This is a genomic window from Exiguobacterium sp. TNDT2 (assembly GCF_003331145.1).
Lineage (GTDB): Bacteria > Bacillota > Bacilli > Exiguobacteriales > Exiguobacteriaceae > Exiguobacterium.
This window is the reverse complement of sequence record NZ_QLVE01000031.1, coordinates 40,819-59,903: the sequence shown is the minus strand read 5'-3', so window position 1 is coordinate 59,903 and position 19,085 is coordinate 40,819. Positions and strand designations below refer to the sequence as shown.

Annotated in this window: 18 protein-coding genes and 2 riboswitches; of the genes, 4 read left to right on the top strand and 14 right to left on the bottom strand. The window is 53.2% G+C overall.

The window, feature by feature from the left end; translation table 11 throughout:
• The first annotated feature begins 127 nt into the window (after nucleotides 1-127).
• Entirely contained in the window at nucleotides 128-1,759 is a 1,632-nt protein-coding gene (locus DPV68_RS13415) for a peptide ABC transporter substrate-binding protein (protein WP_114167306.1), read from the top strand.
• Nucleotides 1,760-1,867: 108 nt separating this feature from the next.
• Here the strand turns inward: DPV68_RS13415 and DPV68_RS13410 are convergent, their stop codons facing one another.
• The 3 genes from DPV68_RS13410 to ade form a co-directional block, all read right to left on the bottom strand.
• A complete protein-coding gene (locus DPV68_RS13410; protein WP_114167305.1) occupies nucleotides 1,868-3,460 on the bottom strand; it encodes a Na+/H+ antiporter NhaC family protein in 1,593 nt (530 codons plus the stop codon).
• Nucleotides 3,461-3,573: 113 nt separating this feature from the next.
• Nucleotides 3,574-3,748: riboswitch (Lysine riboswitch) on the bottom strand.
• Between the two features lie 57 nt (nucleotides 3,749-3,805).
• Nucleotides 3,806-4,090: a hypothetical protein gene (locus DPV68_RS13405; protein WP_114167304.1), complete on the bottom strand. Its 285-nt coding sequence runs from the start codon at nucleotides 4,088-4,090 to the stop codon at nucleotides 3,806-3,808.
• Nucleotides 4,091-4,207: 117 nt separating this feature from the next.
• Complete coding sequence (gene ade / locus DPV68_RS13400) at nucleotides 4,208-5,917, bottom strand: adenine deaminase (protein ID WP_114167303.1); 1,710 nt, start codon at nucleotides 5,915-5,917, stop codon at nucleotides 4,208-4,210.
• A gap of 120 nt (nucleotides 5,918-6,037) precedes the next feature.
• Between ade and DPV68_RS13395 the strand changes: the two genes are divergently transcribed.
• Nucleotides 6,038-6,574 (top strand): gamma carbonic anhydrase family protein, encoded by a 537-nt coding sequence (locus DPV68_RS13395; RefSeq protein ID WP_114167302.1) that lies wholly within the window; start codon nucleotides 6,038-6,040, stop codon nucleotides 6,572-6,574.
• Nucleotides 6,575-6,972: 398 nt separating this feature from the next.
• Here DPV68_RS13395 and DPV68_RS13385 read toward each other — a convergent pair whose 3' ends face one another.
• Nucleotides 6,973-7,521: a nitroreductase family protein gene (locus DPV68_RS13385; protein ID WP_114167300.1), complete on the bottom strand. Its 549-nt coding sequence runs from the start codon at nucleotides 7,519-7,521 to the stop codon at nucleotides 6,973-6,975.
• A 177-nt stretch (nucleotides 7,522-7,698) separates the two neighbouring features.
• On the opposite strand from DPV68_RS13385, the gene DPV68_RS13380 reads away from it, so the two are divergent.
• The gene (locus DPV68_RS13380) at nucleotides 7,699-8,313 is read left to right on the top strand and encodes a hypothetical protein (protein ID WP_114167299.1); all 615 of its coding nucleotides are present in this window, start codon (nucleotides 7,699-7,701) and stop codon (nucleotides 8,311-8,313) included.
• 99 nt (nucleotides 8,314-8,412) lie between these two features.
• On the opposite strand, the gene lysA is transcribed toward DPV68_RS13380, so the two are convergent.
• The 10 genes from lysA to DPV68_RS13330 form a co-directional block, all read right to left on the bottom strand.
• Complete coding sequence (lysA, locus tag DPV68_RS13375; protein ID WP_232819652.1) at nucleotides 8,413-9,705, bottom strand: diaminopimelate decarboxylase; 1,293 nt, start codon at nucleotides 9,703-9,705, stop codon at nucleotides 8,413-8,415.
• Nucleotides 9,675-10,763, bottom strand: a complete 1,089-nt coding sequence (gene alr, locus DPV68_RS13370) for an alanine racemase (protein ID WP_114167297.1) — start codon at nucleotides 10,761-10,763, stop codon at nucleotides 9,675-9,677. Before alr ends, lysA begins: the two co-directional genes overlap by 31 nt.
• Nucleotides 10,764-10,775: 12 nt before the next feature.
• Complete coding sequence (locus DPV68_RS13365) at nucleotides 10,776-11,702, bottom strand: branched-chain amino acid transaminase (protein WP_114167296.1); 927 nt, start codon at nucleotides 11,700-11,702, stop codon at nucleotides 10,776-10,778.
• 45 nt (nucleotides 11,703-11,747) lie between these two features.
• Nucleotides 11,748-12,455, bottom strand: a complete 708-nt coding sequence (dapD, locus tag DPV68_RS13360; protein WP_114167295.1) for a 2,3,4,5-tetrahydropyridine-2,6-dicarboxylate N-acetyltransferase — start codon at nucleotides 12,453-12,455, stop codon at nucleotides 11,748-11,750.
• Nucleotides 12,433-13,182: a 4-hydroxy-tetrahydrodipicolinate reductase gene (gene dapB, locus DPV68_RS13355; RefSeq protein WP_114167294.1), complete on the bottom strand. Its 750-nt coding sequence runs from the start codon at nucleotides 13,180-13,182 to the stop codon at nucleotides 12,433-12,435. Before dapB ends, dapD begins: the two co-directional genes overlap by 23 nt.
• Complete coding sequence (dapA, locus tag DPV68_RS13350) at nucleotides 13,179-14,060, bottom strand: 4-hydroxy-tetrahydrodipicolinate synthase (RefSeq protein WP_114167293.1); 882 nt, start codon at nucleotides 14,058-14,060, stop codon at nucleotides 13,179-13,181. The genes dapB and dapA overlap by 4 nt, the downstream gene beginning before the upstream one ends.
• 12 nt (nucleotides 14,061-14,072) lie before the next feature.
• On the bottom strand, nucleotides 14,073-15,068 hold the full coding sequence (locus DPV68_RS13345; protein WP_114167292.1) for an aspartate-semialdehyde dehydrogenase: 996 nt from the start codon (nucleotides 15,066-15,068) through the stop codon (nucleotides 14,073-14,075).
• A 12-nt stretch (nucleotides 15,069-15,080) separates the two neighbouring features.
• The gene (locus DPV68_RS13340) at nucleotides 15,081-16,280 is read right to left on the bottom strand and encodes an aspartate kinase (RefSeq protein ID WP_114167307.1); all 1,200 of its coding nucleotides are present in this window, start codon (nucleotides 16,278-16,280) and stop codon (nucleotides 15,081-15,083) included.
• Nucleotides 16,281-16,394: 114 nt separating this feature from the next.
• A riboswitch (Lysine riboswitch) is annotated at nucleotides 16,395-16,575 on the bottom strand.
• 77 nt (nucleotides 16,576-16,652) lie between these two features.
• A complete protein-coding gene (locus tag DPV68_RS13335; RefSeq protein WP_114167291.1) occupies nucleotides 16,653-17,081 on the bottom strand; it encodes a GNAT family N-acetyltransferase in 429 nt (142 codons plus the stop codon).
• Nucleotides 17,075-18,235 (bottom strand): alanine--tRNA ligase-related protein, encoded by a 1,161-nt coding sequence (locus DPV68_RS13330; protein WP_114167290.1) that lies wholly within the window; start codon nucleotides 18,233-18,235, stop codon nucleotides 17,075-17,077. The genes DPV68_RS13335 and DPV68_RS13330 overlap by 7 nt, the downstream gene beginning before the upstream one ends.
• Before the next feature lie 96 nt (nucleotides 18,236-18,331).
• Between DPV68_RS13330 and DPV68_RS13325 the strand changes: the two genes are divergently transcribed.
• Nucleotides 18,332-19,060: a GntR family transcriptional regulator gene (locus DPV68_RS13325; protein WP_114167289.1), complete on the top strand. Its 729-nt coding sequence runs from the start codon at nucleotides 18,332-18,334 to the stop codon at nucleotides 19,058-19,060.
• Nucleotides 19,061-19,085 lie beyond the last annotated feature (25 nt).

Sequence of the window (19,085 nt, the reverse complement as noted above, 5' to 3'; positions counted from 1 at the left end):
CGTTTAGATAGGTATTACGCTAATGTTTATATTTTCAGATAATTAAAAAAATTAATTGCTTATTCATTCTGTTTATAGTTTAATGACAATATATTCGAAAGAGTCAGAATATTCGGGAGGTAAAACAATGCGTAATAAAAAATGGTTGGCTTTATCAGGTGTAGCCTTGCTTGCGACAGCAGCATGTGGTGGCGGAGAAGAATCATCGTCGAGCTCATCAGAAGGATCATCATCGGGTGATACGAAGAAAGAAATCACGCTCGTCTCGGCGACGGATTTACCACAGCTCGATCCGACGCTCACAACGGACTCGACGTCAGTCATCGTGACGAACAACGTCTTCGAGGGACTGTATCGTCTTGATAAGAACAACCAACCGGTACCGGGAATTGCTGAAGACGTAGAAATTTCAGAAGATGGACTTACATACACCTTCAAATTGCGTGACGCGAACTGGTCAGACGGTTCACCGGTCACAGCTGAAGATTTCGTCTACTCATGGAAACGTGCCCTCAATCCTGAGACAGGTGCCGAGTACGCGTATATCCTTCAAGATTTGAAAAACGCCAATAAGATTCTCGCAGGCGAAGAAGAACTCGATACGCTTGGCGCGAAAGCGCTCGATGAGAAGACACTCGAAGTACAATTGGAGGCACCTGCCCCTTACTTCCTCGGGTTGACAGGATTCCCGACGTACATGCCGCAAAAGCAAGAGTTCGTCGAAGAACAAGGCGAGTCGTTTGCGACAGCTGTCGATAAGACACTTTACAACGGACCGTACGTGTTAGATAGCTGGCAAGACAATGAAGGTTGGGTGTACAAAAAGAACCCGGACTACTGGGATGCTGAAAACGTCAAGATGGAGACGATCAACGTCAAAGTCGTCAAAGAAGTCGCCACGGGTGTCAACTTGTTCGAATCGGGCGAAGTCGACTACACTCTTTTATCGTCTGAATTCGTACCGCAATTCCAAGACAGCGAAGAGTTCAAGACACGTGCCGACGCACGCATCAACTTCCTTCGCTTCAACCAGAAAAACGAAGCGCTCCAAAACGTCAACATTCGGGAGGCGCTCGCGAAAGGCTTTGATAAGCAAGGTGTCACCGACGTCATCTTGACGGACGGTTCACAACCGGCCAACTATATCGTCGCAAAAGACTTCACGTTCACAGAAGACGGGGCCGACTTCCGCGAGAAGTATCCGGACCTTCAAAGCTACAACGTCGACGAAGCGAAAGCGGCATGGGATAAAGGCCTTGCCGAGCTTGGTGTCGAAACAATCGAACTTGAATTCCTCTCACGTGATGAAGAAGCGTTCAAGAAAGTCAACGAGTACATCAAAGGTGAACTCGAGAAGAACCTCCCTGGCCTCACGCTCAACATCAAGCAACAGCCGTTCAAAAACTTCCTTGACCTTGAAGGTAAAGGTGAGTACGACGTCTCGGCTGCCGGCTGGGGCCCAGACTATCAGGATCCAATGACATACCTCGACATGTGGGTCACGGACGGTCCGTTCAACCGGATGGCCTACTCGAACGACGAGTACGACCAATTGATCCAAAGCGCGAAACAAGAAGCCGATCAAATGAAACGTTGGGAAACGATGCAAGAAGCAGAACGGATCTTGCTCGAAGATGACTTCGCGATCGCACCGATCTACCAAAAAGGTGAAGCGTACCTCGAACGCTCAAACATTCAAAACATGCACCGCCATCCGTTCGGAGCTGACGCTAGCTTCAAGTGGTTGGACGTCAACTAATCAACAAGCCCTGTCACTCCTGTGGCAGGGCTTGTTTGTGCATCGACACTTATGCCAATACAAAAAAGAGGCGTGCCACCGCTCGTGGCACGCCTTTGATTTAGATGATTACGCTTCGCGTTCAGCGCGCATTTCAGCTGGCACGCGTCCGCGTTTAGAAATGATTTGCGCGATGACAAGGGCCACGGCGAACGTCGCGAAAGCCGCGAAGAATCCGATCCACATCGAGCCTGTGATCCCGAGTACCAAATATCCCACCGCAGACACACCAGCCGCAATCAATGCGTATGGAAGTTGTGTCAATACGTGGTCGATATGGTGCGATCCGGCACCCGTCGAACTGAGGATCGTCGTATCCGAAATCGGTGAACAGTGGTCACCGAACACCGCTCCGGCGAGTACCGCCGCGAGTGTCGGGAGTAACAGTTCCGGATCGACGGCCATAATCAAGTCAGCCCCGATTGGAAGCATGAGACCGAACGTCCCCCAGCTCGTTCCTGTCGAGAACGCCATAAGACCAGCGATCGCGAACAAGATGAGCGGCAAGTAAGACGCGGCGATCGAGTCTGTGACGAAACTTGCCAAGTAATCACCTGTACGCATATCTCCGATGACGGCAATGATCGTCCAGGCAAAGAGCAAGATGAGGACGGCGGGCCACATGGCACGAATTCCGGCCCATGTCGCATGACCGTAGTCTTTTGCTGGAATTTTACGACCAATCAAGAGCAAGAGCGCGACAATCAAGCTGATGACAGCACCGGCCACGAGTGAACGCGTCACGTCTGTCGATTCGAACGCACCAATCAACGAGAAGCTTTGGCCGTCAGCAGCGAGCGCTTGACCGCCCGTATAGAGCATGGCCGAAACCGTCGCGATGATCAGAACAATAATCGGTACAATCAAGTCACGTACTTTTCCACCGTCATGTTCTTTAATGTCTTCGCTCATCCCCATCGGTGCGCCTTTTGATGAGTCATAGAGCTCACCTTGAAGGGCACGCAGCTCATGTGTGCGCATCGGTCCGATCGCGAGTCCCGTGTAGGCGACGTACGCTGTCAATAGAAGCGCAAAAATGGCGTAGAAGTTCATCGGGATGATTTGGATGAACGCTGAGAATGATGAGTAGCTGTCGATCGAGTATTTCGCGAGAATGCCTGCGATGATGGCGATGATGTAGGCGCCCCAACTCGAAAGCGGGCTGATGACACAGACCGGTGCGGCTGTCGAATCGATTGTGTATGCGAGTTTCGCACGCGATACTTTTTTCCGGTCCGTCAGCGGTCGGCTGATGTTTCCGACTGCTAGGCTGTTGAAATAATCATCGATGAAAATCAAGATCCCAAGACCGAACGAGACGAGGCGAGCGCCACGAGCCGTTTTGACGTTAGAGGCCGCCCACTCTCCGAACGCACGGGCCCCGCCCGACGTTTGGATGATGGACGACAAGATGCCAAGCAAAAGCAAGAACGCGATCAACAGCACGTTCCATTCATTGATGGCCCCATCCGCCCAAAATAACGCGACGATGTTAGACCATAAATATTGAATCGATTCGAGCAGATTGAAATTGTGAAGCAATAACACCCCTGCGATAATCCCGACACCGAGTGATGGAATGACTTTTCGTGTTGTGATGGCCATTATGATGGCCAGTAAAGCCGGTACGAGTGAGAGTACCGATGTTGAATAATCTACCATGTTGATTTCCTCCTCTTTTGTTAGAGATGAGGCCCCCCTATGCTTAAAAAAACGCAAAGCGAGGGCATCGGCAACAAAGCCGACACCCTCGCTGGATGTTCCGTCTTTCTTAGCCGACTTGGAGCGCTCCATACGTAAATATGTATGGCAGTCTGACGGGTATTTCCCGTCAGCCCAGCACAAAGTCAGAGACATGACTTTACACTTCGGCGATCTTGCCTTTCTGTAGTCTTCACCGTTGTCATCCTCGGACTACTTACTCATCAGCATCGCACCTCTACCTCATCGATAGCACGAATATTCATTTAAAGTTACGTCTAAACTATCATAGGTCGTACTGACTAATCAATAGTTTTTTTCATCTCGGATGATTTGTTTTAACACCGCGAGCGCTGCTTGGTCGTCTGACTCGACCGCTTTAAAGAAATCACTAAAGAAATGATACAAGACGAATCGTTCCGCATGCGACGATGTATGGTCTTTAATCGTCAGCAAGACGAGACGACGCAACCGTCGTTTCGTCCGCGTCTCGTCGGGCAATTCTTGACATCGGTCTTGAAAGGCACGATATACAGAATTGATCAAATCCCCATGTTCATCATATGACCGCTTGTAAGCAACTTGTTCCATCTGTGATATCCCCCCTTTCCATTTGTACCGATGAAACTTGTCGTAACTATACCAACTTAAACAACGGCGTTCAATTGTTTCGGGTCGTTCTTAACAAAAATCATACGTTAGACTGACTTATGACTCGATGAATGAGAACGTCGTCACATCGAACAGTCCCATATCGGTCAACTTTAAATCCGGGATGACCGGAAGCGCTAGGAACGACATCGTCAAATACGGGTTGAAGTGACGATAAGCCCCGACGACGTCGAGCGCATCGTTCAACTGTTCGAGCACGTCCGCGACTTCCGCATACGGACGTTTCGTCATGAGTCCACCAATTTCAAGCGGTAAGACAGCCAGCACTTTGCCTTCTGACACCGCAACGACCCCGCCGCCCACTTTTTCAAGCGTCTCGGCAGCGAGCAACATGTCGTCCGGGCTCACCCCGGCGATGACGAGGTTGTGGCTATCATGAGCGACCGTCGCCGCGAGCGCGCCCCGCTTCAATCCGAACCCCGTCACCGGGGCGAGGGCCATGTGCCCAGTTCCGTGATGACGTTCGATGACGGCAAGCGTAGCGATATCTTGGGCGAGGTCGGCACCGGATGCGTCAGGTGTGAAGAAGAGACGCTCCCGCTTCGTCAATAGACTGTTCGGTAACACTTGAATCACATCGACCGCTTCTTCCTTCTCAGCTAATCGAAACGAGTCCGCCGTCAAATCCGGCAGTTTGAGTTCCCCTTTCATCGGTTTCGGCACTTCAATCCCGTCAGCTTCGAACGTAGACTTACCTTCTTTAGCGACGACTTCCCCGTTCACGTAGACGGTTTCGATTTTTACCGATTGGACGTCTGACAAGATAACAAAGTTTGCTCGTTTGCCCGGGGCGATGGCCCCCACGTCTTTGAGTCCGTACGCCTCGGCCGCGTGCAGACTAGCGACGGCGTACGCCGTTTCAGGTTTGACACCTTGTTCGATCGCCATACGGATATTGTAGTCAATCCCGCCTTCGGCGACGAGGTCATCCAAGTGTTTATCGTCCGTACAGAACAAGAAACGATGGGCATTGCTCTCGGTGATGGCCCGGCTGACTTTCTCAACGTTCCGCGCGACCGACCCTTCTCGGATTTGAACGTAAAAGCCGCGACGCACGCGTTCGAGCGCTTCTTCGGCCGTCGTACATTCGTGGTCGGTCATGATGCCCGCTGTACGGTATACGTTCAGTTGGTCCGGACCGAGGCCCGAAGCATGCCCGTCGACGACTTTCCCGGCGAGTTCTGTCTGGGCGATTTTTTGAAGCATATCCGCGCTCCCCGACTCGACGGACGGATAGTCCATCACTTCGCCGAGACCGTGTACGCCCGGGTCTCCTAAAAACGGTGCCAAGTCCTCGGCGTATAACTTCGCCCCTGAGTGCTCGAACGGCGTCGCCGGCACACAGCTCGGAAGCATCATCCGCACATCGAGCGGCAAGCCTTTGGCATCCGCCAACATATACTCGATTCCGAGCGCCCCGTTCACGTTCGCAATCTCATGCGGATCGGCGATGACCGTCGTCACTCCGAGCGGCAGGACCGCTTTAGCGAACTCGTGAGGCGGCACCATCGACGACTCGATGTGGACGTGTGAATCGATAAACGACGGCGCGAGCGTCCAGGACGGGTCGTGGTATTCCGTCTCCCCTTCGTAGCCGTCCCCAATGGCCACGATATAGCCGGCATCGATGGCGACATCCATGCGAATCGTCTCGCGGCTGTAGACGTCGATGACCGCCACATCTTTAAAGACGACCGCTGCTTTCTTTTTCTTCGCGGCGATGTCGATCAAATGTTGTTTCTCCATCTGTGTGTCTCCTTTTTTCTACGTATTTTTACTATCTTAACAAGAATAATCTTTCCGGTGCAATTTCTTTTTCAACTTATGCGACAATGAAAGCATACTAGATTGAAAGGGGTTACACATATGCAATATAAATTAGGAGAACTGATTCCACACGTCGACGAGACGGTGTTCATCGCACCAGGGGCCCACGTCATCGGCGATGTGACCATCGGCGCCCATTCCGGCGTCTGGTTCAACACGGTCATCCGCGGCGATGAAGGGCCGATTCAAATCGGTTCATACGTGAATATTCAAGACGGGTCGATGGTCCATCAATACGAGGGCTCCCCGACGATCATCCATGACCGCGTCTCGATTGGCCATATGGCGATGATTCACGGGTGCGAGATCGAAGAAGGCTGTCTCATCGGCATGCATGCGACCGTCCTCGACGGAGCCAAAATCGGTAAAGGTTCGTTCGTCGCGGCCGGCGCCCTCGTCACACCGAACATGCAAATCCCGGAAGGCGTCATGGTCATGGGGGTCCCTGCCAAGGTCGTCCGTCCACTCAATGACGAGGATCGCTTCATCATGGAACGGACCGTCAACAAATACGCGAAACGGGCTGAGCAGTACTTGGAGACGTGCGAACCACTGACATCCACCCAAACTTCGTGAAAGCGTTTACAAGATTCATAAATTGTTAACGTTTCTCCCGATTTTTCTTCATGTTCTCCTTGTACACTGAGGATGTAGTCAAGCCGACGTGTCGAAAGGGGCCAATTGTATGTATCCAAACCATGCTGAACTCATGTTAGACTTGTACGCCTCGTCCGTTAACCCAAGCTACTGCCTTCATATCGAGGATTCGTTCGACGATACGTTGCAAGGCACACATCGAGAGGTTTGGGAACGATTGCAATCGGATAATACTAAAGAGGAAGAAACTAAAATTAAGGGAACGTGAACAAAATGATTCCAACGAATGTCGTTCAAGACTGGCTCGCAAATAAATTAAAGAAATAAATCGTATACATCAAAAGCTCGAGCGGAGACAATTGACCCGCTCGAGCTTTTTATTCGAAAATCGTAAGACAACTGTCAATCGACTGGCGCCTTTTTAGCGGCGGCACGTCCTCGAACCGTCCGAGTTGGAGCAACCCGACGAACGTCTCCCCTTCCGCCCCAATCATTTCCTGTAATCTGGCATCTTCAAAGATGCCTCCGGTACGCCAGACGAGACCGATGTCCCGCTCACTACACAGCAGGTGGAAGTTCTGAATGAACGTCGCTGTCGCGAGCAACGCATCCTTCTTGTCTTTCTCCGTCTCGAACGGCTTTGTCGTCACATATAGGCAAGCAGCCGCATTCCGAATCCGTCCGGCAACCTTCTCCCGCTTCGCCTCAGCACCGTCAGCAAAAGCCGGTTCAAGGGCATCTAACAATACTTCTTTACCGTCCCCGTTGAACAAGTAAACGTTCCATGGCTCGATTTTATTGTGAAACGGCGCATGATGGGCCGACGTCAATAATTCATACAACTCTGCTGTAGCGAGCACACCTTCCGTGAACATACGAATCGTCCGCCGCGATTCAATCAATCGTTGTCCTGCTGTCTTTTCCATTGAAGTCACTTCCCCCTCTTTTCTCTCCCTCATCATAATTGAAAACATTTCTCCCGTGTAGCAATTTGACCGAAAAGAACGGGAACCTGACGCCTTCCAATCAAGTATATAAAGATGAAGACTTTTCATGCTCTTTTGATTACGTTTATAAACGACACGGATAAGGAGAGGATCACCATGCCCACACGTTTCAAATCATTTCTACTATGCACACTCTCGCTTGTCATCTTCACAACAACATGTCAATCTGCGGCATCGCCACACGGAACAATTCAAATGAAAAGTGAAGCAGAACAACGCCAAATCGTAGACAATTTCACGTTCGACGATTATAAAACATTATTTGAAGAAGTGATCATCGAAGCAAACCAGTTCGACGTCGAGGAGCCGTTGCGAAAGTGGATCATCCGAACGTTGTCCCAAGAGCAGCTATATTATGAAACCGACTTGACAGATGAACAGGTCATCACGCTCTCGACTGAAGCGATGGAAAAAGATGCCGTTTGGAAAACGGTCGCAAAAGATCAGTACAACATTCACGTTACGGAAGAAGAAGTTGACCGTTACATTCAACAAGGACCGGATCAAAGTGATTTACCGAGTCATCTCGCCTACGCCAGTGCCCTCGGCTTGTCACTTCAGGAACTAAATCATCAGTTTGACCGAGATCTCTATGAAAAGAATACGGTTTGGCTAAAATTAAAATTGAAATTGGAAAAGAAGTATCAAACGGATGACAACAACGAGCTCGTGAATCGATATGAAGAGGAAATCAACGCACACCTAGATTGACTGGACAGCTCGAATCGGTCAGGTCACATTAGCCATTTATACAAAAAGGGATTCAGTCACAACACATGACTGAATCCCTTTTCTCTATTAATTACAACATCACGTCGATTGTCCGACAATCTCACAGGCGACCAAATCTTCGAGCGTCTGTCTCCGGACGACGAGACGATGTGTCCCGTCTTTCACGAAGACGACGGCCGGGCGGAGCATCTGGTTATAGTTGCTCGCCATCGAGAAGTTATACGCCCCTGTCGCTTTGACGAGGAGGAGATCGCCCGCTTCGACCGGCGGAATGAGCGAACGGTTCGAGATGATATCTCCCGACTCACAGCACGCCCCGACGATTTTTGCTTCAATCGTCTTCGGCTCATCCATCCGTGTCGCCGCGATGACATCATACTCGGCATCATAGAGGGCGGGACGAATGTTATCCGTCATGCCCCCGTCGACCGAGACATACGTACGGACACCGCTCACTTCTTTCACCGTCCCGACTTCATAGAGCGTCGCACCGGCGTTAGCGACGAGCCAGCGCCCTGGTTCAATGCCGATTTTTGGGAGCGGCAAGCCGAAGCGTTCCACTTCCGCGACGAGCGTGTCCATCACTTGCGTCATCGTATCGGCGAAGTCGAGCGGGTCGTCTGACTCGAGATAAGCGACACCGAAACCGCCACCGATATTCAAGACGTCGGCCGTATACCCCGTCTCTTGACGGATCGTCTCGATGAAGTTGACCATCGTCTTGACCGTATTGATGAACAGCGTCGGCTCTTGAATCTGCGAACCGACATGACAATGAATCCCCTGCAACTGCAGTCGTTCTGCCGCGAGCGTCGCCTTGATCGCTTCGAGATACGTGTCGTCATGGGTCGGGAAGCCGAACTTCGTATCGACCCCGCCCGTCTGAATCGCCTCGTGGGCACCTCCGACGACTTGTGGGACGATGCGGAGCAAAACATCGACGTCTACTCCTTGTTCAGCGGCCAAACCCGACAACAGCCCAATCTCGCGCATGTTGTCGATGGTGAAATGAGTGATTCCGTTCTCAAGCGCGAACGTGATGTCCTGCACCGTCTTGTTCGAGCCGTGGACGTGAATCCGGTCGGCCGGGACGCCGGCGTGGAGCGCGACGAACATCTCGCCGCGCGAGACGACGTCGATGCTTAAGCCCGCTGCCATCACTTTATCGTATACGGCCGCAATCGACATTGCTTTTGATGCGTAGAGCGCGTACGTGTTCGGATACTTGTCGAGGAACGCGTTCCGGACGAGGCCGAGGCGACGTTCGAGTTCAGACTCACTCATGATATAGAGCGGCGTCCCGTACGTCGCTTGAAGTTCACGGACGGACACGCCTTCGATCATACAAACTGATTGGTTGGTGGTGTACATACATTGCCTCCTTCAAAGCGATGCGGGACACGCCATGAGCGTGCGCATAATTGTTCTGAGTTATTGGCGTGCCCGGTGCGGGTCACGTCATCGATTTTCGTGAGATCGCCGTATAGCTCCACGTAGTCTCCGACTTGAACGGTGTCATCGACGCGCAAGAAACTGTGGCTCATGAAGATGTTACTGATGAACGGATAGGCCCGTCCTTCAATGTGGGCCGGTAAGAAGCGCCGGGCGCGCATGAGTCCGTCGCCATAACCGACCGAGAGCACGGCGATGCGCTCATTCGTCTCAGCGGTATATCCCGTTCCATAGCCAACGTGGGCACCGGCCTCGATGTCATGGACCGCGACGACTTCTGTCTCCCAGCGAAACGCCGGGATGAGCCAATCGACCGGTTCGACCGAAGAGTAACCATAGAGAAAGATACCGACACGCACGTGCGTGCAATGACTGAGACGCGGGTCCGCTTGAAGCGTCGCCGCACTGTTGGCCGCATGCACGATGTCGAACGTATGCCGTTCCATGAGACGATTCGACCAGTCGGCGAACCGTTCCACGTGCACGCTATGTTCGATTTCCGCGTTATCGGCGTCAGCCAGCGGGAAGTGTGTACATAACCCGACAAGGTCGAGCCCTTCGTCTTGGCAAAAGGCGACGATGGCCAACGCTTCCTTGAACGTCTTCGCACCGAAGCGGTTCATGCCGACGTCGAGCTTCAAATGAAGCCGGACCCCGTCGAGCTGGTCCCGTTGCGAGACGAGCCAGTCATAGGAACCGATGGCGACGTCAAGATGGTCACGATGGACGCTTGTCCAGTCGTAGACCGGGTTCATGACGAGGACGCGTGCTTCCGTGGCTGATGCCCGGACCTCGCTCGCCTCGTCAAGCGTCGTCACCATGAAGTGACGCACCCCTTCTTCGTACAGTGTCGTCACAACTGGCTCCATCCCTAAGTTATAGGCGTTGTTTTTCACGACGGCGAACACCGGCCGGCCAAGTGCTTCAATCCGACGTTTGTTTTCGCGAATCGCATTCAAGTCAATTGTGACTCCCATACAAAAACTCCTTTATTCTTTAACTCCCGCTTTGACGAACGTGATCCAATCGCGGTGTGTCGGAATTTGACCCGTCACAGCCTCACGGTAACGCGCGAGCATGTTCGTTGCGACCGTTTGGACGCCGCCGCCGATCGAGATGTTGTCGATTTCGATGACGCTCGTCACTTCAGCCGCCGTCCCCGTTAAGAAGATTTCATCTGCGACATATAGTTCGTCACGTCCGATGTGACGTTCGATGACCTCGAACCCTTCCTCGCGGGCGAGTTCGATTACCGTTTGACGCGTGATACCGTCGAGCACCGAGCAGTCGAGTGACGGTGTGAAAATGTTGTTTCCTTTGACGAGGAAGATGTTGGCGACGCTCGCCTCGCTGACGTTTCCGTTCATGTCGAGGGCGATTGCTTCGTCATACCCGTCGCGCACCGCTTCTCCTTTAAGGAGTTGCGAGTTCATATAGTTCGCCGCCGCTTTCGCTTGCATCGGCATCATCGTCGAAGAGACGCGACGATACGAGGCGACTTTCGCGCGGATTCCGACCGTCTTGCTGAAATATTCACCGAGCGGCCAGCATGAGATGGCGACGTGTACTTTCGTTTCCTGCGTCGGCATGAGTGCCTGCCAAGGTGTGCCGAGGAAAACGAATGGACGGATGTAACAAGCCTCGAAGCCGTTGCGTTCAATCAATTCGATTGTCGCTTGTTCGAGCTCATCGACCGTGTACGGCAAGTCGACGTGATAGTATGCACACGAACGAACGAGTCGCTCCAAGTGTTCACGGAGTCGGAAGATGGCCGGGCCTTCCTCTGTGTGGTATGCCCGAATCCCTTCAAAGAACCCGCTACCGTAGTGAATCGCGTGCGTCATAATACTCGTGTTCGCGTCACTCGGCTCGATCCAAGCCCCGTCTTGCCACATCCATTGTCCATACTGTTCCATTGTTCAACTCTCCCATTCATTTTGATATTTTCTGTCTATTATACGTTACAGGGAGCGTAAGTCATCAACAAGTTGTGTTTTCTCTGCGGTTTTTTCATCTTTTTGCTTAATGACGCGGGCTGGTGTGCCGGCGACGACGACGCCTGGCGGTACGTCTTGTGTGACGACACTACCTGCTGCGACGACGGCATTTTCACCGATGCGGACGCCTTCCAAGATGACGGCGTTCGCACCGACCATGACACCATCTTCGATGATGACCGGGTCTTTTGAAGGTGGCTCAAGGACACCCGCTACGACAGCGCCGGCGCCAAGGTGGACGTTTTTCCCGAGCGTCCCGCGGGCACCGATGACCGCGTTCATATCGACCATCGACCCGTCACCGATGACGGCACCGATATTGATGACAGCACCCATCATGACGACGACGTTGTTCCCGATTTGAACGTGGTCGCGAATGAACGAACCTGGCTCGATGCGGGCGTTCAACTGCGTCGTATCGAGCATCGGTACGGCGCTGTTGCGGCGGTCGTACTCGAGGTGTGTGTCCGTAATGACGGCAGCGTTCGTTTCTAGGAAAGCAGCCGCACGTTCAGCCGTCGTGAGGAACAGTTTCGACTCGTCCGTTCCAAAAGCTTTGGCATCTTCGATCGTCAGACCGGCCAATTGACCGTTGACGTACAATTTGACTGGCGTTTCTTTCTTGGCATCTTTAATGTATTGTGCAATTTCATAAGCGTTTGTGAGTAACATGAGTGGCCTCCTCGTATAGGTTCGTTAAATTGTATAATCCGGCCGGGCGGTCAAGAATCGTCGCCGCCGCAGCGAGTGCCCCGTTCGCGAAGACGCGTTTGGACAGGGCCGTGTGTTTCAACTCAAGCATTTCGTCGTCTCCGGCAAAAAGGACGGTATGTTCTCCAAAAATCGTCCCTCCGCGTACCGAATGCATGCCGAGTTCATCGGCTGCACGCGCTTCCCGGCGCGGTGTCCGGTCATATACCGGAGTCACGTCGCGCTTGGCTTCGATAGCGCGGGCGAGCAGTTCTGCCGTCCCGCTCGGTGCGTCGACTTTCTTACGGTGGTGCGCCTCAATCACTTCGATATCATAGCCGAGCGTGAGCGGAACGAGTTGGTCGAGCAGTTGTTTCAAGAGAGCAATCCCGTAAGACGTATTGTACGACTGGAAAATCGGGATCTCCTGAGACGCTACTTCAATTTTAGCAAGTTCTGCTTCTGAGAAGCCCGTCGTCGCGATGACGAGCGGGATTTGTTTGGCTTTCCCGAACGCGAGCACGTCATCCAACAACGCCGGGTTCGAGAAGTCGATGACGACATCGACCTCGGCCTCGACGTCCTGAAGCGAGACGGGATGCTCCCCTCCGGCCGGCGAGACGATGGCCGCAACGTTCAAGTTTTGGGTCCGGGCGACTTCTTCGACGATTTGTCCCATCGCGCCGTATCCATGAATGAGTAAGTTCACTGTCTCACCTCATTGAACTGCTCCATTGCCGACAACAAGCGGGCCTCAGCCGTCGCGCTCATCGGGACGAGCGGGAGACGTGGTGCACCGAACTCGAAGCCGCGGGCATTTAATGCCGCTTTGACCGGAATCGGGTTCACTTCCGCGAACAATTCGTCGATGACCGGCAGCAATCGGAGCTGCCGTGTGCGTGCCGTCTCCAAGTCTCCGGCGAGGAGCGCGTCGGCCAAGGCGACCGTCGCACCCGGATAGACGTTCGAGAGCACCGAGACGACACCTTGCGCACCCCAAGCCATATAAGGAAGGATTTGATCGTCATTCCCGCAATAGACCGGGAACCCTTCCGGCACGTGCGCCATCATTTGAGCCATCACCGAGATATCCCCGCTCGCTTCCTTGAGCGCAGCGATGCGTGGGTGATCGGCGAGTTCCCCGACCGTTGCCGGATCAAGGGCGACGCCTGTCCGTGACGGTACGTTGTAGAGCATGAGCGGAATCGGTGACGCATCGGCGATTGCTGTGAAGTGGGCGATCAGACCCGCTTGCGTCGACTTATTGTAATAAGGCGTGACGACCATCGCCATCTCGGCTCCGAGTTCGGCGGCCCGTTTCGTCTTTTGAATGCTGAGCGCCGTGTTGTTCGACCCGGTCCCGGCGATGATGACGGCGCGACCGGCAGCGACTTCAATCGCTTTGACGAGAAGCGTCTCGAACTCATTGTCCGTGATGGTCATCCCTTCACCGGTCGTTCCCCCGATGACGAGACCGCTGACACCTTCTTTGATTTGATCTTCAATCAACGCTTCCCACGCTGTGAGATGTAGCTGACCGTCTGCTTGAAACGGTGTAGCGAGTGCGGTTGCGACTCCTGTGAACATATAATCTCCCCCTTATTTCGTAGCGGTCTGCCCAATCATGCATTGGGCGATTTGGATGGCGTTCGCTGCCGCGCCTTTTCGAACGTTATCAGCGACGCACCAGAGATGGAACGTGTTCGGCTGTGACTCATCGACACGGACACGACCGACGTACACGTCGTCTGTCCCGTTCGCATCGAGCGGTGTCGGATAGACGAGTTCGCCCGGATTGTCCATCAAGACGACACCCGGTGCGTCCGCGAGCACAGCTTTCACTTCAGCAAGCGTCGCTTCGCGGTCGAGCGTGACCGTGATCGAGACGGCGTGGCTGTTGCGGACCGGGACACGGACACAAGTCGCGGTGACACCGAGGTTCGGTGCGTTTAAAATCTTCCGTGTCTCTTCAATCATTTTCTGTTCTTCTTTCGTATAACCGTTCTCTAAGAACACATCAATGTGTGGCAAGACGTTATCGAAAATCGGATACGGATAGTTCTTCGGCTCTTCGCCTCGTGCTCCGCGTTCCAAGTCCTCAATCCCTTTTTGGCCCGAGCCGGAGACGGCTTGATACGACGTATAGGCAACACGCGTCAATCCGTATACTTCTGCGAGTGGTGCGAGCGCGACGACCGATTGAATCGTCGAACAGTTCGGGTTGGCGATGAGCGTCTTGTCCGGGCTCAGTTCGACACGGTTCACTTCCGGTACGATGAGCGGGATGTCCGCCTGCATCCGGAATGCACTCGAGTTGTCGATGACGATGACACCTTGTTCGCTCAGGCGAGGCGCATATTGTTCACTGATGCTCCCACCGGCTGAGAAGAGCGCGATATCGATCGGATCGGCATAAATCGCATCTGATAGTTCCCGGATGACGACGTCCTTGCCGTTCACGTTCACGGTCTTCCCGGCTGAACGGGCCGATGCGTACAGCATCAATTCGTTGATTGGAAATTCATACTCGGTCAATACGTCAATCATCTTTTGGCCGACGGCACCGGTCGCACCGACGACGGCTACGTTATACATGTGGCGTCCTCCTTATAACTTGAAGCGTGTCGCGATGGCCGCGACGGCTGCTTCGACGTCTTGTTCGTTAATCGTATACGAGATGCTAATCTCAGATGTCGTGACTTGATAAAACGGGATTCCGCTTTCACGGAACGTGGCGAACAGCTCGGCGGCGACGCCCGTCGCGTCGCGCATCCCGATACCGACGACCGAGATTTTCGCATGCTTGGTATGACGGTCGATTTTGATTTGCGGGAACGTCTCGGTCAATTCCGCGAGCGCTTCTTCAAGGAACGCCTCTTCATCGAGCGGACACGTGAACGATAAGAACACTTCTCCGTCGAACGCCGTCTGACTGATCATATCGATATTGACATGACGCTGTGACAACTTCTCGAAAATGTCGGCAACTCCTGCCACCGAATGTGGAATATGTTTGATTGAGACGCTGAGCACGTTCTTCACGACGCTCACGCTCGTCACCGCTTTTTGTTCCATCGCCTGTGTCATATCCATAATCCATGTTCCTCCTTCGCTCGCAAGCGTCTTTCCTACAAAGATGTTCACATCAAATTTTTTCGCGAGCTCTACGCTACGCATCTCCATCACTTTCGACCCGAGCGCGCTCATCTCCATCATCTCGTCATACGAGACGGTATCTAATCGGCGGGCCGTCGGATGGATGCGCGGGTCAGCCGTATAGACACCGGCGACGTCTGTGTAAATCTCACAGCGTTTGCTGAGGACGGCGGCTAAGGCGACAGCGGTCGTATCTGACCCGCCTCGTCCGAGCGTCGTTACATCACCGAACTCGTTGACGCCTTGGAAGCCGGCGACGATGACGACGTCATACGTCCGAAGTTTTTCTTCGAGCACTTCTTTTCGAATCGCTTTGATTTTACTTTTCGTGTGAATGCCCATCGTGTCGATTCCGGCTTGTTGGCCGGTGAGCGAGATGGCGGCGACGCCCCGAGAGTTCAAGGCGATGCTGAGCAGGCTGATCGTCTGCTCTTCACCGACCGCGAGCAAGCGGTCGAGTTCACGGATCATCGGGCGTTCCGTGATTTGTTTGGCGAGCGACAAGAGTGAGTCGGTCGTTTTCCCCATCGCGGAGACGACGACGACGAGTTTCTCGCCGGCCGCGGCCCGAGTCTGTAAATATTCAGAAATGGCCTGGATTTGTTCAATCGTGGCAACGGAGCTGCCTCCGAATTTCAATACGGTTGTCATCAGGTTCCCCACTTTCATGATGTCCACCAACAGAAAAAGCGGCAGACCGGTAGGAAGCACTCTCCCTACGGTCTGCCGCTTTTACGCGCAGTTGAAAAACGATTAAAGAATCGTTCCGTAGATAGCGCTCCATGGCATTTCATCCATGGCAGTGTAGGCGTTGTTCACGACTACCCCAGCCTTCGTTCGTACGCATGCGAACGTCGACTTCGGCGAAATTCCCCTTTCGGCTCGATCCGGAATGCGTCCGTGTCGATCAAGCGTACTCATGTCATTCGCAACCTCTATCTGTCAGTTGTTAGTTTTAGTTATAACAAATGCTTCCCGGCTTGCCAACCTTTTTTTAGAAAAAAGGAAAATTTCAAACAATGGTCACCACGCCTTGTGCATCATTCGATGTGGGATATCCGCGTCTAAAAATTCATCGCCGTACGCCTCGTACCCGAGTCGTTCATAGAACGGGAGCGCCGTCAGTTGGGCGCCAAGTTTGAGTTCGTGTAACCCGCTTGCCCGGGCGACGGATTCGATGGCGAGCATAATTTCCTTCGCATACCCGTTTCCTCTTTTCGTGGCAAGTGTGGCGACCCGTTCGACTTTCCCGACCCCGTCACCGATTGGGCGCAGACGTGCCGTCGTGACAGGCTCAGCGTCCACCATTCCGACAAAATGGATACACTCCGGATCGAGTTCGTCATACTCAAGTTCTGGCGCGATTCCTTGTTCGCCAATAAACACCGTTTCCCGTACAGACCGGGCCTGTTCAATCAATTTTGAGTCGTTCCCGTGTTCAATCTTCAACATGAGACCATTCCTTCCTGTAGCCGCTTCACAATCTCCGCTGTCGCTCGTTCCAAGTCAATGACCGATTCGAAGCGGGCTTGGGCTTGTTTGTGGCTGCCGCCGCCTCGACCGATGCCGAGGTCGTCGAGTGTCCGTTTTAAAAATTTACCGATGGCGATGTCGTGTGTCCCGTCGTGCATGAGCCATAGTTTTTGGCCCGTATGGTTCGCCCCGACGGCGATTCGTCCGGTCGCGGCGATCCGTTCGACGATCGTCGTCGTCAGCGTCTCTGCTTCCGTCTTGCCGATGTGGGTGATGACGTAATTGTCTTCTTGCAAAAAGGCAGCGACTTTCGCTTTTGCGACCCGGGCCTCAAGCGCCTTTACTTCCTTGTCTCGCTCAAGACGAAGATTCCGTTCCTCGATGACACGGGCGGCGACCGTTTCGTTCGTCGTCGACAACGTTTGATGGATCGTCCGTAGCGCGGTGCGGGACGAATGGACCGCGGTCAAGGCTCGGAGACCGGCGACATACGTCAAGCGGACATTGCCGCGGACTTTCTTCATCGAGGTCACGTGGACGATTCCGAGTTGCCCCGTTGAATCCACATGTGTCCCGCCGCACGCATTGTAATCGAGGTCGTCGATGTCGACAATCCGAATCGTACCGGTACGGTCGGTCGCTTTTCGCAAGCGATTGTGTTCGACTTCTTCGGATGACAGTTCATATGTGGACACAGGACGATTTTCAAAAACGATACGTTGCACGTCCCGTTCTAACGACTCGATTTGATTCCAATCGAACACGTCTGTCTCGATTTCGAGTGATGATTCCTCCGGTCCAATCCCGAAACTGAGCGTCTGAATGCCATACTCGTCTTCTAATAACGCCGTCAACACGTGCTGGGCCGTATGTTGAATCGAATGGTCGCGACGGACCGCCTCATCGACGAAGCCTGTCACGAGCGTCCCACGCTTGAGTTCCTGTTCGACTAAGTGCCAGACGACGTCATCGATTCGCTGGACGTCGAGCACGAGCTCTCCATTGAGTGTCCCGGCATCCGGTGGTTGTCCCCCGCCTTCTGCATAAAATAATGTGGATTCAAGCGCGATCCACGTTCCGCGCGCATCGGTACGGGTCTCGGTCACCGTCGTTTCAAATTGCCATGAATTCATTGCTGTCGCCGCCTTTTCTGTAGGATATGTTCAGACAACTAGTCTAATTTGGTCTATAATAAGAAACACTTACTTTCGAAGTCAGGAGCGATATGCATGTTACAGATTGATAAACAATCACCGCTACCTATTTATTATCAAATCGAAGCCTATTTAAAGCAACAAATAGATGTCGGCGAGCTTCAACCCGGAGAATCGATTCCATCCGAACGGGAGTTTTCCGAGCGCTATAATGTCAGTCGGATGACGGTCCGCCAAGCGATCACGAACTTGGTCAACGCCGGTTATTTAAGCCGGCAAAAAGGACGAGGGACATTCGTCGCCAACAAGAAAATCACGATGGCCTTGTCCGGATTGACGAGTTTCTCGGAAGAAATCAAACATCGGGGCATGCGACCGTTCAGTCGTCTGTTATCGTTCCAGACGATTTCGGCCCCGGCGAAAATCGCTCAAAAGTTGAACGTGTCCCTCGATACCCCCGTCTATGAGATGCGGCGCCTGCGTCTCGCCGACGACCAAGTGCTCGCCCTCGAGACGGCATATATCCCGGTCTCCTTGTTGCCAGAACTGACCGAGACGGTTGCCGTCGGCTCCATCTATGAATATGCCGAACAGTCTGGCCTTCGATTAAAGAACGCGACCCAGACGCTCGAGGCGCGGAGTGCGGGACCGGAGGAAGCGAAGCTGTTGACGATTTCTCCGAACGCCCCTGTCCTTTTGATCGACCAACGGACGTATCTCGAAAATGGGGACATGTTTGAATATAGCCGGTCCTTGTTCCGCGGTGACGCTTACTCGTTCACTGTCTCGATGGATCGAACGTAAAAAATGGTTTGCCGCGGACGGCAAA